Annotated in this window: 14 protein-coding genes; 8 read left to right on the top strand and 6 right to left on the bottom strand. The window is 65.8% G+C overall.

Features of this window, described 5'->3' with window-relative positions; genetic code table 11:
- The first annotated feature begins 74 nt into the window (after positions 1–74).
- Both AC3WMU_RS03000 and AC3WMU_RS02995 read left to right on the top strand, forming a co-directional pair.
- Entirely contained in the window at positions 75–788 is a 714-nt protein-coding gene (locus AC3WMU_RS03000) for a response regulator transcription factor (protein WP_035213308.1), read from the top strand.
- On the top strand, positions 788–2,182 hold the full coding sequence (locus AC3WMU_RS02995; protein ID WP_006225266.1) for a sensor histidine kinase: 1,395 nt from the start codon (positions 788–790) through the stop codon (positions 2,180–2,182). The genes AC3WMU_RS03000 and AC3WMU_RS02995 overlap by 1 nt, the downstream gene beginning before the upstream one ends.
- Positions 2,183–2,252: 70 nt before the next feature.
- Here the strand turns inward: AC3WMU_RS02995 and AC3WMU_RS02990 are convergent, their stop codons facing one another.
- The 4 genes from AC3WMU_RS02990 to AC3WMU_RS02975 form a co-directional block, all read right to left on the bottom strand.
- A complete protein-coding gene (locus tag AC3WMU_RS02990; protein ID WP_492281784.1) occupies positions 2,253–4,505 on the bottom strand; it encodes a TonB-dependent receptor domain-containing protein in 2,253 nt (750 codons plus the stop codon).
- Between the two features lie 211 nt (positions 4,506–4,716).
- Positions 4,717–5,535, bottom strand: a complete 819-nt coding sequence (locus AC3WMU_RS02985; RefSeq protein WP_006225268.1) for a TatD family hydrolase — start codon at positions 5,533–5,535, stop codon at positions 4,717–4,719.
- Positions 5,536–5,575: 40 nt separating this feature from the next.
- Positions 5,576–6,280: an ABC transporter ATP-binding protein gene (locus AC3WMU_RS02980; RefSeq protein ID WP_006225269.1), complete on the bottom strand. Its 705-nt coding sequence runs from the start codon at positions 6,278–6,280 to the stop codon at positions 5,576–5,578.
- Positions 6,273–7,505, bottom strand: a complete 1,233-nt coding sequence (locus AC3WMU_RS02975) for a lipoprotein-releasing ABC transporter permease subunit (protein WP_006225270.1) — start codon at positions 7,503–7,505, stop codon at positions 6,273–6,275. Before AC3WMU_RS02975 ends, AC3WMU_RS02980 begins: the two co-directional genes overlap by 8 nt.
- A 178-nt stretch (positions 7,506–7,683) precedes the next feature.
- Here AC3WMU_RS02975 and AC3WMU_RS02970 point away from each other — a divergent pair, with 178 nt between their 5' ends.
- Both AC3WMU_RS02970 and recJ read left to right on the top strand, forming a co-directional pair.
- Positions 7,684–8,628, top strand: a complete 945-nt coding sequence (locus AC3WMU_RS02970) for a hypothetical protein (protein WP_424626511.1) — start codon at positions 7,684–7,686, stop codon at positions 8,626–8,628.
- On the top strand, positions 8,610–10,310 hold the full coding sequence (gene recJ / locus AC3WMU_RS02965; RefSeq protein ID WP_088590131.1) for a single-stranded-DNA-specific exonuclease RecJ: 1,701 nt from the start codon (positions 8,610–8,612) through the stop codon (positions 10,308–10,310). Before AC3WMU_RS02970 ends, recJ begins: the two co-directional genes overlap by 19 nt.
- Before the next feature lie 63 nt (positions 10,311–10,373).
- On the opposite strand, the gene AC3WMU_RS02960 is transcribed toward recJ, so the two are convergent.
- Entirely contained in the window at positions 10,374–11,684 is a 1,311-nt protein-coding gene (locus tag AC3WMU_RS02960) for an MFS transporter (protein ID WP_492281783.1), read from the bottom strand.
- 254 nt (positions 11,685–11,938) lie between these two features.
- Here AC3WMU_RS02960 and prfB point away from each other — a divergent pair.
- The 4 genes from prfB to AC3WMU_RS02940 all read left to right on the top strand — a co-directional run bounded on the left by prfB (position 11,939) and on the right by AC3WMU_RS02940 (position 15,712).
- Positions 11,939–13,043 (top strand): peptide chain release factor 2 gene (gene prfB / locus AC3WMU_RS02955; RefSeq protein ID WP_100220410.1). Its coding sequence is split into 2 segments (ribosomal slippage): positions 11,939–12,019 and positions 12,021–13,043, totalling 1,104 coding nucleotides; the frame shifts between segments, so codons are not numbered across the junction.
- 43 nt (positions 13,044–13,086) lie between these two features.
- The gene (locus AC3WMU_RS02950; RefSeq protein ID WP_006225275.1) at positions 13,087–13,842 is read left to right on the top strand and encodes an SDR family oxidoreductase; all 756 of its coding nucleotides are present in this window, start codon (positions 13,087–13,089) and stop codon (positions 13,840–13,842) included.
- Between the two features lie 10 nt (positions 13,843–13,852).
- Positions 13,853–15,376, top strand: coding sequence for a lysine--tRNA ligase (gene lysS, locus AC3WMU_RS02945; protein ID WP_006225276.1), 1,524 nt, complete (start codon positions 13,853–13,855; stop codon positions 15,374–15,376).
- Between the two features lie 15 nt (positions 15,377–15,391).
- On the top strand, positions 15,392–15,712 hold the full coding sequence (locus AC3WMU_RS02940; RefSeq protein WP_006225277.1) for a hypothetical protein: 321 nt from the start codon (positions 15,392–15,394) through the stop codon (positions 15,710–15,712).
- On the opposite strand, the gene AC3WMU_RS02935 is transcribed toward AC3WMU_RS02940, so the two are convergent.
- Complete coding sequence (locus tag AC3WMU_RS02935; protein WP_492281782.1) at positions 15,696–16,349, bottom strand: TetR/AcrR family transcriptional regulator; 654 nt, start codon at positions 16,347–16,349, stop codon at positions 15,696–15,698. The genes AC3WMU_RS02940 and AC3WMU_RS02935 overlap by 17 nt on opposite strands.
- Positions 16,350–16,355: the final 6 nt, after the last annotated feature.

Below are 16,355 nucleotides of genomic sequence, written 5' to 3'. Positions count from 1 at the left end.
ACCTTCTTCGCACTTCTTGACACTCGGCGGCATGGCCATGCGCCACACTACCGGGTGCGGGACACTTGATACGGATGCCTTTTTCTCACTCAGCGGTGGCGCACCGCATCCTGCTGATCGACGACGACGTCGAGCTTGCACAGATGCTGCGCGAATACCTCGAACCCAATCACTGCCTGCTCACGCTGGCTCATACCGGCGCCCACGGCCTTGCCCTGCTGGCGCAAGACGACTACGACCTGGTGCTGCTTGACCTGATGCTGCCGGACGGCAACGGGCTGGACTTGCTCAAGCACTACCGCCGGCGCTCTCGTCGGCCGGTCATCATGTTCACCGCGCACGGCGGCGAGACCGACCGCGTGCTGGGGCTGGAATTCGGCGCCGACGACTACCTGGCCAAGCCGTTCAGCCCGCGTGAACTCAAAGCGCGCATCACGGCGGTGCTGCGGCGCTTCGAGGAAGTACCGGAAGCCACCGCCCCCACGCTGACGCTCGGGGCCTTGACGCTGGACCCCGCCAGCGGACGCGTCCGCCTGGATGGTGAAGACATCCTGCTGACGGGCGCCGAACAACGCATCCTGGAATTGCTGATGCGCGCCCCGGGGCAAGTCATCGCCCGCGAACAGATCGGCATGTACGCGCTGGGCCGCCGGCCGGAACGCTACGACCGCAGCATCGACACCCACATCAGCACACTGCGCAAGAAGCTGCACCTGGACGCGTCCGGCGACTCCCTGTCGATCCGCAATCTGCGCGGGCTGGGCTATGTGCTGGCGGGTGCGGCCTGATGCCGTGGCCGCTGCCCACCCGATCGCTCTTCTGGCGCGCGTTCCTGACCTTCTGGGGCGCCATGACGATCATCCTGGTGTGCGGCATGCTGTTCACCGCGACGGTCGCCTGGTATCGCATCAATTCGCTTGACGGCCTGAACCCGGCCAGCCTGACCCACGACGCCCGGCAAGTCGCCCGCAACCACGGCGTCGACGGCCTGCAACGCTGGGTCCAAGCCATGGACCAACGCTACTCGGCGCTCAAGATCTACGTGCTGGACGCCCAGGACGCCGAGATCCTGGGCCGCACGCTGCCCACCCGCATGCACGACTGGCTTGCCGCGTACCGGGCGGCGACCGACCAGTCCCCGCAAGCGGACTACCTGCAGCCTGACCCGGTCGGAGAACGCGTTTCCTGGTGGCAGCCGCAGCTTCTGCCGCTGCCCGACGGATCCCAGTTGCTGATGCTGTTCCTGCCCTTTGACTCGTCGCATTGGGAAGTGCTGGGGCTCTCGCCCGTGGCACTGGCGCTGCTGCTCTTCGCGCTGGCGGTAACCGCCCCTTTGTGCTGGGCACTGACCCGCCACGTCACCGCGCCCCTGACGCAGTTGCGCCAGGCCACGCACGCGCTGGCCGCCGGCCGCCTGGATGCCCAGACGCCGCCCAAGCTGGCTGGCCGCAAGGACGAACTTGGCCTGTTGGCGCGCGATTTCAACGCCATGGCGGACCGGATCAAGGCGCTTGTCGACACCCGCGAACAGCTGCTGCACAACATCGCGCACGAATTGCGCTCACCGCTGGCGAGGCTGCGGCTGGCGGCAGAACTGGCGCGCCGCAAGGATGAACGCCAGGACGTGCAGCTGGACCGCATCGAACGCGAATGCGAACGCCTGGACGCACTGGTGGGCAACACGCTGCGCCTGGCCCGCCTGGGCGCCCAGCCCGAGCCCAGCGATACGCTCGACCTGACCGACGTCGTGACTGCGGTCGTGGACGATGCCCGCTTCGAGGCTGGCGAACAGCAAGTGCGCATCCTCTGGGAAAGGCCGCCCCCGGTAGCGGTGACGGGCGATCGCGACAGCCTGGCCAGCGCCATCGAGAACGTGCTGCGTAATGCCCTGCGCTTCGCCCCCGCGCACAGCGCGATACGGGTTCGGCTCTCGATCGGCGTGCGCGAAGCCTGCCTGGAAATCGAAGACCGCGGGCCGGGCGTGCCCGCAGCGGACCTGGAATCCCTGTTCGAGCCGTTCTTCCGCACCGCATCCGGATCGAAGGCGCCAGGTTCCGGCGCCGGCCTGGGCCTGTCCATCGCGCAAGCCGCGATCGCCGCGCACAAGGGCCGGATATCGGCGCGCAATGTCTCTCCGCAAGGCCTGAGCGTCCGCATGGAACTGCCGCTACTCACAGACTGAACGGAAAAAGGCCCCGCACACCGGCGGGGCCCTCCGGAGAATGCCCGGCCAAAGCCAGGCATTAGGCGGATCAGAACGTAATGTTCGCCGACACCCACAGGCGACGACCTTCCAGCACCTGGCGGTACGAATTGGTCCAGTTCGCGTTGGCCGCCGGCACGTTGGCGCCGACCTTCGTCGCGCCATAGTTCACGAAGTTCTTGTCGAACAGGTTGAAGACCGAGGCCGACAGGGTCACGTTCTTGTTAACCACGTAGGAACCGCCCATGCTGGCGAGCCAGTACGGGTTGTAGAACACCTGTTCCTTCTCCCAGTTCATGTCGTTGAACTGCTTGGCGCGGTATTCGCCACGGACCCACGCATTGAACTGGTCGTTGATGCGCCAGTTCAAGCCCAGGTTCAGCGCATGGCGCGGCTGCGAACCCAGGGGCTGGCCTTCCTTCGCGCCCGAGGTCACTTCACTGGCGGTCAAGGTGTAGTTGCCGTTGAACGATACGCCGCCATACAGCGGAATGCGGCCCCCCAGTTCAAAGCCCTGGATGGTGGCGGTGTCGACGTTCACGCGCTGCGAGAAATTGTCCACGGGAACACCGTTGCGCTCCCAGACGCCCAGATCCAGGCACCCCGGCGCCGGCCCGCCCCTGGCCAGGCAGTTGGGGACGTTCTGCGAGTCGATCTTGTCCTTGAACTTGGTGTGGAACGCGGTCAGGTTGCCCGACAGGCCCTCGCCGTTGTCAAACAGCAGCCCCAGTTCGGACGAGGTGCTGCTCTCCGGCTTCAGTTGCGAATTGCCCAGCAGCGGCATGGTGCCCTGCGCGCCCAGACCGATGATCCCGTCCGTCATCAGGTTGATGTCCGGCGTCTTGTAGCCCTTGCTCACGCCGCCCTTGACGGTCCACATCGGCGTGGCGTTCCACACCAGATAGCCGCGCGGGCTCCACTTGCCGCCGAACTGCTCGTTGCGGTCGTAACGTGCGCCGGCCGTCAGCGCCAGGTCATCCACGATGCGCCATTCGTCCTCCGCGAACAGCGCCCACTGGTACTGGCGCTGATCCAGCGGCGCAGAGACCAGCGTGTCCTTGAACTGCTGCTCGCGCCATTGCCCGCCCATCGTCAGGTTGTGCCGGTCGTTGAACAGCGGCATCGTCCACTTGGTGTCGAACACCCAGTTGTCGTATTCCAGGTCACGTTTGGCGCCATCGGAGGGCCGGCGCGGCGAATTCATGGGGTTGGTGCGGCCGATAGTTTCGGTCGTGTCGTAGACCAGGCTGGTGTCGGAACTGATGGAACCGCTGTAGCGGCCCAAATGCGTCAGCGCATAGCGCTGGCGGTTGAACTTCATTTCGGGATCGTAGCCGCCGCCCTGGCGGTTGGGCGCGATGCTCGTATTCAGCGTGCCCAGTTCACCGTTGGCGTTGTCATACGTTTGCCAGTTGCTATCCACGTCGAACAGGATGTCGTGGTTGCGGTTGGGGGTCAGCGCCAGGCGCAAGCCCACGTTCTGCTGCTTGCTGTCGCCCAGGCCGGAGAAGCTGGCAATGTCGCCGGTGTAGTTGCCGCTGTTGAACTCGGCCTGATTGACCGGATAGCTGCCGTTCGCGCTCAGGCGGCGGTACTGGCCGCCACGCAAGGTCAGGCCCAGCTTGTCGGTCTTGATCGGGCCGCTCAGGTAGAACGCCGCGCCGTAGTTGTTGCCGAAGGCGTTGTCCCCCTGCGCCGTGCCGTCCAGCGTGATCTGGCCCATCCAATCCTGGCTGACCTTGCGGGTGATGATGTTGATCACGCCGCCCATTGCATCCGACCCGTACAGGGTCGACATGGGCCCGCGCACGACTTCGATGCGCTCGATGGCCGCCATCGGAGGAATGAAGTTGGTGTCCACGTCGCCAAAGCCGTTGGGGCGTGCGCCCGAGCTGTTCTGGTTCAGGCGTTTGCCATCCACCAGCACCAGCGTGTAATCGCTGGGCAGCCCGCGGATGCTGATGTTCATGCCGCCCGCTTTACCGCCCCGCTCCACCGTCACGCCTTCCACGTCGGCCACCGCATCGGCCAGGTTATGGAACGGCTTGGTCTCCAGTTGTTCGCGGGTGATCACGGAAATGGACGCCGGCGCGTTCTTGATTTCCTGCTCGAAGCCCGCGGCGGTCACCACGACGGTATCCATCTGGGCGACGCCCATGGTGTCTTCTTTCGCGCCGGCCGCGGATTGCGCCTGGGCGCTGCCCGCTGCGGCGATCGCCAAGGCCAGCGGCAACAAGCGGAAAGACGGGAAATGGGCGGGACGAGCTCCCCCGGAGCCCTTGATGCATTTCTGAGTCGACATAGGGAATCAATTGAGACCACCCCGGTAGGGCGGCGCGCATTGCGCTGATTGGAATTTTCAGTGAACGGCAATGATATTCATTCCCAATATTCGATTCAACTTTTTGTCAGGTTTTATTCAGCTTTTAGCAAGTTTCCAGAAAATTCTTAGAAAAATGACGCATCCGCACGACAACTGCTGTTATCGCGCTGCGTACATCGGGGGACGGAAGTCAGTCGGCGTCGGCCAGGATGGCGGCCGGCAACCGCGGCAGAACGCGCATGGCATTGGCGGTGGTGGCATGAGCCACTTGGGCGGCCGTGATACCGCGCAGGTCTGCCAATACGCCGGCGATGCGGGCCAGCTCGCCCGGCCGGTTGCGGCGCTGCGGGGGGTGCAGCCAGGCCGGCGGTATGTCCGGCGCGTCGGTTTCCAGCACCAGATGGGCCAGATCCACCTCTACCGCGTGGCGGCGGATCTGCAAGGCGCGTTCATAGGTCATGGCCCCGCCCATCCCCAAGGCAAAGCCCTGGTCGATGAACGCTTGCGCCTGCTGCGCGCTGCCGTTGAAGGCGTGCGCGATCCCCCCGATGCGGCCATGCCGGCGCAGGTATTTCAAGAGGATGTCTTGCGACCGGCGCACATGCAGCAGCACCGGCAGGTGGAACTCCGCCGCCATGGCCAGTTGCGCGGCATAGAAGCGTTCCTGGCGTTCGCGTGGTTCACCCGACGAGATCTCGGGCACGAAGAAATCCAGGCCGATCTCGCCGATGGCGACGAATCGCGGATCCCCCAACGACTGCTTGATGGTATCGCGCAACACATCCAGGTCGGAATCGTCGGCGCGCTGCACGTACAAGGGATGGATGCCCAGCGCGTAAGCGCCTCCGGCGATCTGGCCGGCCAGATCCCGCACGATGGGGAAATTGGCGCGTTCGATGGCCGGAATCACAATGGACTGGACGCCGACCTCGCAAGCATGGTCGGCCACCTGCTGGCGATCGGCGTCGAACTCGGCGGCGTCCAGATGGCAGTGAGTGTCGATCAGCATGGGCGTGGCCTCCTCGACAGGATTATCCACCCGGATTGCCTTATCCCGATACCAGGCGGCCGTTTTCCATCAGCAATTGGCGGTCGGCGCGGGCGGCCAGTTCCGGGTCATGCGTCACGATGGCGAACGCCGTGCCCGATTCCTGGTTCACCCGGGTCAGCAGTTCGAACATCTTGTGCGCCGTGTTGCGGTCCAGGTTACCCGTCGGTTCATCGGCCAGCACGCACACCGGCCGCGTCACGAGCGCACGCGCCAGCGCCACCCGCTGGCGTTCGCCGCCGGACAGTTGCCCCGGGAAGTGGTCTTCGCGGGCAGCCAGCCCCACCAGCGCCAGCACCTCGCGCGCCGCCGCACGGGCCTTGTCGCGGTTTTCCCGGCGGACGATCAGCGGCATTGCCACATTGTCCAGCGCCGAGAACTCGGGCAGCAGATGGTGGAACTGGTACACGAAACCCAGGCTGCTGTTGCGCACGGCACTCTTTTTGGCTTCGGACAAGCCCATCGCCAGTTTTCCGTCGACGGACACCGAACCGCTGGTCGGCACGTCCAACAGGCCCAGGATATGCAGCAAGGTGCTCTTGCCCGAGCCGGATGCGCCAACGATGGCGACCATCTCGCCACGCGCGACAGACAGGCTGACGTTGCTGAGCACTTCGATGCGCGCAGGGCCTTCGTCGTAGACCTTGACGATGTTCTCGGCCTGCAAGGCAGGCGTCAACGACGCACGATTCGGAGCATCAATCATGGCGCAGCACCTGTGCGGGTTGCAGGCGCGACGCGCGCCAGCTGGGATACAGCGTCGCCAGGAGCGACAGCACCAGGGAGGTCATGCCGATCGTGACGATATCGCCGATTTGCGGATCGGACGGCAAGGCGCTGATGAAATAGACTTCGCGCGGCAGGAAATGCACGCCCAGCAACCGTTCGATGAAGGGCACGATCACGTCCACGTTGTACGCGATGACAATGCCGCCCGCCACGCCCAGCAAGGTGCCGATCACGCCGATCAGCGCACCCTGCACCAGGAAGATACGGGCCACTTCGCCCGGCCCCGCGCCCAAGGTGCGCAGGATGGCGATGTCGGACTGCTTGTCTTTCACGGCCATTACCAGCGACGACAGCAGGTTGAACGCCGCCACCGCCACGATCAGCGCCAGGATCAGGAACATCATGCGCTTTTCGGTCTGCACGGCCGCGAACCAGGTGCGGTTGTTGCGCGACCAGTCGCTGGCCATCACATAAGGCGGCAGCACTTTCTTCAGTTCGCTGGCCACTTCGGGCGCCTTCTGCATGTCGGCGATGCGCAGGCGCACACCGGCCGTGCCGCTTTCGCGGAACACGCGCGCGGCGTCTTCGTTGTCGACGAACGCCAGCGAGGAATCGTATTCATAGTGGCCAGACGAGAACACGCCCACCACGGTGAACTGGCGCATGCGCGGCGCGAATCCGGCGGGGCTGATCGAACCTTGGGGCGCCATCATCAGCAGCGTATCGCCCAGTTTCACGCCCAGGCCGTCAGCCAGTTCATTACCCAGCACCACCCCAAAGCCGCCGGGCTTCAGGTCGGTCAGTTTGCCCGACACCATCTGGCGCGGCAGGTCCGACACGTTGCCTTCGGTGGCCGGGTCGATGCCGCGCACCTGCACGCCTCGCAACGCCTGGCCTCGCACCAGCATGCCCTGCGCGGCCACGAAGGGCGCGCCGGCCTTGACCTCGGGGTTCTGCTTGGCCGCGTCGGCAAACTGCTGCCATTGGTCCAGCACGCGCTCCGGCAAGCCGCCAGGAATGTAGAGTTCAATGTGCGGCAGCACCGACAGCATGCGGTCGCGCACTTCTTTTTGAAACCCGTTCATCACGGACAGCACCACGATCAGGGCGGCGACGCCCAGCGCGATGCCCGCCATGGAGCTGGCGGCGATGAAAGAGATGAAGCGATCGCGGCGCCCGCGTCGCTGGCGGATTCGGGCCAACCCGGCATAGCGGGCGCCTATCCAGAGTTCGTAGGGTATTTTCAGCACGTGCGCATTATGGCATTAACAGCCTGGAAATCGCGCCGCGGATGTGCGGTTCCACGACCAGGCGTGTCAAGCTATGGCAGTTGCCGACGCCGCTTAGTTCCCCGGCCCCGCGCGGACTACAATCCCCGCCATGCTGATCGTCATTCCGGGCGCCCTGCCCGCCCTTCCCGTTGCCGCCGAACTGGCCAAGCTTCTGCCCGAACGCGCCCCCACGCTGCACAGTTGGCTGCTGGCCGGCGCCGCCCGGCCCGCCGCCTTCGACGTGCGTGCCCACGGTTGCACGGCCTTCGAATCCTGGCAATTGACCCGCGCGGGCTACACGCCCGAACCCGGCCTGCTGCAAGGCGCCGGCCTGGGGCCGCTGCTGGCCGCCGGCCAGGCCCCTGCCGGCGACGCGGTCTGGCTGGCCGAACTGGTCCACCTGGCGCTGGGCGCCGACCAGGCCAACCTGCTGGATCCGGGCCAGATGGACCTGCTACCCGAAGAAACCGCCGCCCTGCTGGACACGGCGCGCCCGCTGTTCGAAGGCACCGGTTTTGCGGTGGATGCGCTATCGCCCCAACGCTGGCGCCTGCGGCTGCCCGACGGCCTGCGCCCGCAGACCGCCTCGCCGCAGGTGGTGGCCGGCCAGCGCTTGAACGAGTGGTGGCGCCAGGACACGGAAACGCGTCCCTGGCGACGGCTGCTGAATGAAATACAGATGGCGTGGCACGAGCACCCCGTCAACGACGCGCGAGCCGCCCGCGGCCTGGCGCCCGTCAACGCCTTGTGGCTGTATGGCGGCGGCACGCCCTGGCCCATCGCGCCAGCGGGCCCCGAACGCGTGCTGACGGAGCTGGACGCGCCGCAACGCACGGGCGACTGGTCCGCCTGGCTGGACGCACTTGCCGAACTGGATGCCCAGCACCTGCGGCCGCTGGCCGGCAAGAAAGGCGTGCCCGACACGGCCACTGAATTGCTGCTGCTGGGCGACGACCGCAAGGTCGCCCTCACCCTGAAACCGCGCGGGGGCCTGCTTGGCTTGCTGCCCGCGCCCAAGAAAAACTGGAGCGCCTGGTGGTCACACCCCGCTTAACCATCCGTCCGGCCGACCTGGACGCCTGTCACGTCCTGGAAGCCTCGGGCATCCACCCCCTGCTCGCCCGCCTGTGGGCCGCCCGTGGCGTCACGCACCCCGACCAGACCAAGCTGGCCTGGCCGTCGCTGCTGCCGCCCGCCGGCCTGACGCACTCGGCGCATGCCGCCGGCGTGCTGGCCGACGCCCTGCAGGCCGGCAAGAAAATGCTGATCGTGGCCGACTATGACTGCGACGGCGCCACCGCTTGCGCCGTCGGGCTGCGCGCCCTGTCCGCCATGGGCGCAGACGTCGACTTCCTGGTGCCCAACCGCTTCGAAACCGGCTATGGCCTGTCGCCCGCCGTGGTCGACCTGGCCGTCCGGCACCGCAGCGGAAAGCCCGACATCATCATCACGGTGGATAACGGCATCGCCAGCGTGGACGGCGTGGCCGCCGCCAACGCGGCCGGCATCGGCGTGGTCATCACCGACCACCACTTGCCGGGCGACACGCTGCCCGACGCGCTGGCCATCGTGAACCCCAACCAGCCGGGTTGCGGCTTTCCGTCCAAGAACCTGGCCGGCGTGGGCGTCATCTTCTACATGATGCTGGCGCTGCGCGCCGAGCTGCGCCGCCGCGGCGTCTATGCGGCCGACGGCGGCCCGCGCCTGGACACGTTGTCCGACCTGGTCGCCTTGGGCACCGTGGCCGACGTGGTCAAGCTGGACGCCAACAACCGCCTGCTGGTCACGCAAGGCCTGCAGCGCATGCGCAGCGGCCGGCTGCAACCGGGCCTGCGCGCGCTCTTCGCCGTTGCCGGCCGCGAACCGCGTAGCGCCAACGGCTTTGACCTGGGCTTCGCGCTGGGCCCCCGCATCAACGCCGCGGGACGCCTGGCCGACATGAGCCTGGGCATCGCCTGCCTGACCACGGATGACGAAGCCCAGGCGCTGGAAATGGCGCGCGAGCTCGACAACATCAACCGCGAACGCCGCACCATCGAAGCCGAAATGCGCGAGCAAGCGCTGGCTGCCATGGAAGAACCCAATGCCGCCTCGGGCGCTACCGTCTGCGTGTTCGACCCGGGCTGGCACCAGGGCGTGGTGGGCCTGGTCGCCTCCCGCCTGAAAGAGAAATTCTGGCGCCCCACGCTGGCTTTCGCGCCGGCGGGCGACGACGAAATCCGCGGCTCTGGCCGTTCGATTCCCGACGTGCACCTGCGCGACGCGCTGGACCTCGTGTCCAAGCGCCATCCCAACCTGATCCGCAAGTTCGGCGGCCATGCGATGGCGGCGGGCCTGACCCTGGGCCGCGAAGACTTCCCGGCCTTCGCCCCCGCGTTCGACGCCGCCGTGCGTGAACTGACCGGACGCGACACCTTCGAACCCGTCATCGAAACCGACGGATCGCTGGAATCCGGCTACGCCAACGCCGATGTCGCGGGCATGCTGCAGCAGCAGGTCTGGGGCGCCGGTTTTGCCGCCCCCCTGTTCCTGGACGAATTCACCGTGCGCAACCAGCGCCTGGTGGGCGAAAAGCATCTGAAGCTGTCGCTGGAACGCGGCCACCAGCGCTTTGACGCCATCTGGTTCGGCCACGACCAGTCGCTGCCCGAACACATCCAGGCCGCCTATCGCCTGGAGCAGAACGTCTGGAACGGCATGGTGTCGGTGCAGCTGGTCATCGAACACGCGGCATGACGAAAAACGGCGGGGGCTCTTTCAAGCACCCCGCCGTCGGTACCGCCCCCAGGGCGAATCCTGTTATTTGTTGACCAGCTTGGCCGGTTGCGCCAATGCCACCAGCGCACCCACTACCAGGCAGCCCGACAGCATGTACAGCCCGGTATTGGTCGTGCCGGTCATGTCCTTCAACCAGCCCACCAGATACGGGCTGACGAAGCCCGCCAGGTTGCCCACCGAGTTGATCAGCGCGATGCCGGCAGCGGCCGCCGTGCCGCCCAGCAAGGCGGTCGGCAGGCTCCAGAACAACGGCAGTACCGTGCAGATGCCGATGTTGGCCACCGTCAGCGCCAGAATCGCCAACACCGTGTTGCCGCTCCAGACGGCCGAGAAGAACAGGCCCACCGCACCAAACAGCGCGGGCAGCGCCACGTGCCAGCGGCGCTCGCGAAGACGGTCGGAATTGCGCGAGATCAGGATCATGCCGATCACGGCGAACAGGTTGGGGATCGCGGTCAAGAGGCCGATCGCCAGCGGGCTTTGCACCCCTGTGCTCTTGATCAGGCTCGGCATCCAGAAGCCCACGCCATACAGGCCCATCACGAACGAAAAGTAGATCAGCGCCATGGCCCAGACGCGCGGACGGGTCAGCGCGGCGCGGATCGGCGGATCTTCCTTCTGCTGCTCTTCCGCTGCGATGTTGCGGATCAGCACGGCCTTTTCGGACGCCGTCAGCCATTTGGCCTTGTTGATGCGGTCATCCAGATAGATCAGCACCAGCACGCCGATCACCACCGACGGAATGCCTTCCAGCAGGAACAGCCACTGCCAGCCCGACAGGCCGTGGTCGCCATGGAACGTGGACATGATCCAGCCCGAGATCGGGCCGCCGATCAGGCCCGACATGGGCACGGCGGTCATGAAGAACGTCGTGATGCGACCGCGCCGCGCCGCCGGATACCAGTAGGTCAGGTACAGGATGATGCCGGGGAAGAAGCCGGCCTCGGCCGCGCCCAGCAGGAAGCGCAGCGCATAGAACATGTGGACGCTGGTCACGAACATCATGCAGGCGGAGATGATCCCCCAGGTGATCATGATCCGCGCAATCCAGATCCGCGCGCCCACCTTGTGCAGGATGATGTTGCTGGGAATCTCGAAGATGAAGTAGCCGATGAAGAAAATGCCCGCGCCCAGCCCATAGACCGTTTCGCTGAATTGAAGCTCCTGCAGCATCTGCAGTTTGGCGAAGCCCACGTTCACGCGGTCCAGGTAGGCCACGACGTAGCAAACCACCAATAGCGGCACCAACCGCCACCCCACCTTGCGGTAGATGCGGTCCTCCTCACTCGCCGGGATCGCCGGCGTGACCCCGGGGGTCATCGTGTTTTCCATCTATGTCTCCTGTCCTCTGGCGGGATCGTCCGGCGGATTGCCGGTACGGCGGTCCGGCATCCCGAACGGGGACGCAACGGCCGCTGGAACAAGCCTAGAGCGCACCAGGTGACAAGAAACTGAACAACTTGGCCTGACTCACGCAAACCCCTAGAGCCGGATCCGTCCCCCTTCTTGCAACACGCGCCCGCGCAGATGGTCCATCCACGGTAAAATGCCAGGTTTCGCACAAAAGTCATCAGGACAGGATCATCATGGAAGCCGAACGTCAGAACCAGCTCGCAGCCCGCCTCGCCGATTACGCGGAGCGCGAACAGGCTCTACGGAGGTATCTTTGACTACGATGCCAAAGCTGAACGCCTGCAAGTCGTAAACGCCGAGCTCGAAGACCCGGCCGTCTGGAACGACCCCAAGCACGCCCAGGACCTGGGCCGTGAGAAGAAAGCGCTGGAAACCGTGGTGGAAACGCTCACGGGGCTGGGCACGGGCCTGGCCGACGCCAACGAACTGTTCGAAATGGCCAAGGCCGACGACGACGATTCCACGCTGGAATCCATCGAAGTGGACGCCGACGGCTACCAGGAAAAGCTCGAAGACCTGGAATTCCGCCGCATGTTCTCCAATCCGGCCGATCCCCTGAACTGCTTCGTGGACATCCAGGCAGGCGCGGGCGGCACGGAAGCGCAGGACTGGGCCTCGATGCTGTTGCGCCAGTACCTGAAGTACGCCGAACGCAAGGGCTTCAAGGCGGAAATCCTGGAAGAATCCGAAGGTGAAGTCGCGGGCCTGAAGTCGGCCACGATCAAGATCGAAGGCGAATACGCCTTTGGCTACCTGCGCACGGAAACCGGCGTGCACCGCCTCGTCCGCAAGAGCCCGTTCGACTCCTCGGGCGGCCGCCACACGTCGTTCGCCAGCGTGTTCGTCTACCCCGAAGTCGACGATTCGTTCGAAGTCGATGTGAACCCCGCCGACCTGCGCGTGGACACCTACCGAGCCTCCGGCGCGGGCGGCCAGCACATCAACAAGACCGACTCGGCCGTGCGCCTGACCCACATCCCCACCGGGATCGTGGTGCAGTGCCAGAACGACCGCTCGCAGCACCGCAACCGCGCCGAAGCCATGCAGATGCTGAAGTCCAAGCTCTACGAACTGGAAATGCGCAACCGCATGGCCGAGCAGCAGAAGCTGGAAGACTCCAAGACCGATGTGGGCTGGGGCCACCAGATCCGTTCTTACGTGCTGGACCAGAGCCGCATCAAGGACCTGCGCACGAACGTTGAAATCTCCAACACGCAGAAAGTGCTGGACGGCGACCTGGATCCCTTCATCCAGGCCAGCCTGAAGCAAGGCGTCTAAGTCTCTTGCGCTACTTCCGCTAACCGCACCCAGAGGTCCACGAATGTCTGACACCATCGCAATCCTGACCGGCGCATCGCGCGGCATCGGCGCCGCCATGGCGCGCGGCCTGGCCAAACCGGGCACCCGCCTGATCACGCTGGCCCGCCGCGAAGACCCCGAACTGACCGCCTACGCACGTTCGCAAGACGTGCAGCTGGAACAGTTGTCCGTGGACCTCTCGGACCTGAAAGCGGCCGAGGCCACTGCCGAACGCATCTGCGCCGCCCTGCCGCGCGACGCCCGCCGCTACCTGCTGATCAACAACGCCGGCACCGTGCATCCCGTCGCCGGCACCGACGCCCTGATCGACAGCGCGGCCATCACCACGGCGTTCAATCTGAACGTCACCGCCGTCATGCTGCTGACCGCGCGCTTCCTGGCCGCCGTCGAAGACTTGAAGGCTGACCGCCGTGTCCTGAACATCTCCTCCGGCGCGGGCCGCAACCCGAACGCCGGCTGGGGCGTGTACTGCGCCACCAAGGCGGCACTCGACATGTACTCGCGCGTGGTCAAGCAGGAACAGGGCGCCGATGGCGCGCGCATCGTCGCGCTGGCCCCCGGCATCGTCGACACCGACATGCAGGCCACCATCCGCTCCAGCGACCCGGAAAGCTTCCCGGCGCTGGCCAAGTTCCAGGACTTCCACGCCACGGGCAAGCTGTCTTCGCCCGCCAACGTGGCCTCCCGCATCCTCGCCTACCTGGATCGCGAAGATTTCGGCACGACCGAAATCGACGACATCCGCAATTACGACTGATCCCCCGACCATGACCGACCACTCGACCACTCCGGCCCCCGCCCAGGATGAAAACCGCTTGATCGCCGAACGGCGCGCCAAGCTGGCCAAACTGCGCGAAACCGGGGTCGCGTACCCCAACGATTTCGTTCCGGACGCCCGCGCCGCGGCCCTGCATGACAAGTACGACGGCCTGGAGCAGGAAGCCCTGGCCGCCGCCCCCGTCACCGTCAAGGTCGCCGGCCGCATGATGCTCAAGCGCGTCATGGGCAAGGCCAGCTTCGCCACGCTGCAAGACAGCACCGGCCGCATCCAGATCTACCTGGACCGCGGCACGCTGGGCGAAGACAACTACGCCGCGTTCAAGCAATGGGACATCGGCGACATCATCGCGATCGAAGGGTCGGTCTTCAAAACCAACAAGGGCGAACTGTCGGTGCATGCCGCCACCGCCCGCCTGCTGTCGAAGTCGCTGCGCCCGCTGCCGGACAAGTTCCACGGCGTGGCCGACCAGGAACTGCGCTACCGCCAGCGCTACGTCGACCTGATCATGACGGACGCCACGCGCCGCACGTTTGAAGCGCGCAGCAAGGCCGTGGGCAGCATCCGCCAGTTCATGCTGAACGCCGGCTTCCTCGAAGTGGAAACCCCGATGCTGCACCCCATCCCGGGCGGCGCGGCGGCCAAGCCCTTCGTGACGCACCACAATGCGCTGGACATGGAAATGTACCTGCGCATCGCGCCCGAGCTCTACCTGAAGCGCCTGATCGTCGGCGGCTTCGAACGCGTGTTCGAAGTCAACCGCAACTTCCGCAACGAGGGCGTCAGCCCGCGTCACAATCCTGAATTCACGATGATGGAGTTCTATGCGGCCTTCGCGGAATACCGCTGGCTCATGGATTTCACGGAAGAGCTGATCCGCCAGGCCGCCATCTCGGCCACTGGCAGCGCCGTCCTCACGTACGGCGAACGCGAACTGGACCTGTCCAAGCCGTTTGACCGCCTGACGATCTGCGAAGCCATCCTCAAGTACGCGCCGGGCTATACGCAGGCGCAGCTGGACGACGCCGCCTTCGTGCGCGCCGAACTGAAGAAGCTGGGCGCGGACGCCGACGGCCCCGTGCTGTCGCGCGCCGGCCTGGGCGCACTGCAATTGGCCCTGTTCGAAGAGACCGCCGAAGCCAAGCTCTGGAACCCGACCTACATCATCGACTACCCGGTCGAAGTGTCGCCGCTGGCGCGCGCCTCCGACACGCGCGAAGGCATCACCGAGCGTTTCGAGCTGTTCATGACGGGCCGGGAAATCGCCAACGGCTTCTCGGAGCTGAACGATCCCGAAGACCAGGCTGAACGCTTCCGTTCGCAGGTCGAAGCCAAGGACGCGGGCGACGAAGAAGCCATGTTCTACGACGCGGACTACATCCGCGCCCTGGAATACGGCATGCCCCCGACGGGCGGCTGCGGCATCGGCATCGACCGCCTGGTCATGCTGCTGACCGACAGCCCCAGCATTCGCGACGTCATCCTCTTCCCGCACCTGCGCCGTGAAGACTAAGCAGCGGACCGCATCATGATCTTCAAGATCCTGATGCTGCTGCTGGTCGTGGCGGGGCTGGTCTACTGGATCAAGCAACCTCGCCGCGTCCAAGCGGGCGCGCCCTATCAGCCCGTGCGGCCGCGCCGCCCGATCTTCATCGCACTGTGCATCGCCGCTGCGATCGCCGTCGCGGCGTCCCTGCTGACCGCCCTGTTATGGATGGGCGGCGTGGCGGGCGGCGTCACCGGTGGCGGTTATCACGGCGAGGCGGACTTCCTGCTTCCCGTGTCGGGCTCGCTGCTGGCGCTGGGCATCGCCTGCGCCGTGGGTGCATTCCTCAAGCGCCGCGGCTGACTGCTTCCACCGGCCACGTCCCCACGCCTGACGGCAGGGTCGGCAAGGCCGCCAACAACATCGCATCAATGAACTCGGCGGGCGCCAGCCGTCCGCCGGGCTTGTACCACTGCACCGTCAGGTTCATCGCCCCCAGCACGCAGCGTTTGATGACGCGCGCATCGCCCTTGATCAGCCCGGCGTTCACCGCATCCGACACCACCGATTGCCACATGGCCTCGTAGCGGTCGCTCAGCGCCTTCACGGCCGACTGGCTCGGTGCCGACAGGCTGCGCCATTCATACACCAGCGCATTCATCGCATCGCCGCCAGCGCCGTGCAGCATGCTCCACATATGGACCCGGAACAGTGCCCCCAGGCGGTCGGCCGGTACGTCGTACCGCGCCAGCGCCCGCTCTCCATCGTCGATCACTTCCTGGATGCCGTTGTTCATGACCGCCACCAGGATCTCTTCCTTGCTGCGGAAATGATGGAACAGGCTGCCGGACTGCAGGCCGACGGCGCGCGCCAATTCGCGCACCGTCGTGCGCTCGTAGCCGTGCTTGCAGAAGAGCCTGCCTGCCGCCAGCACCAGCTCGCGGCGGCGTTCGGAATCCGCGCCCTCTTCTCGCGGCGCGGCAGCTTCGGTCTTTTCCATGTGCGC

The sequence above is a fragment of the Achromobacter sp. FW305-C-13 genome (genome assembly GCF_058783475.1).
This window is presented reverse-complemented; position numbering and strand designations above follow the sequence as displayed.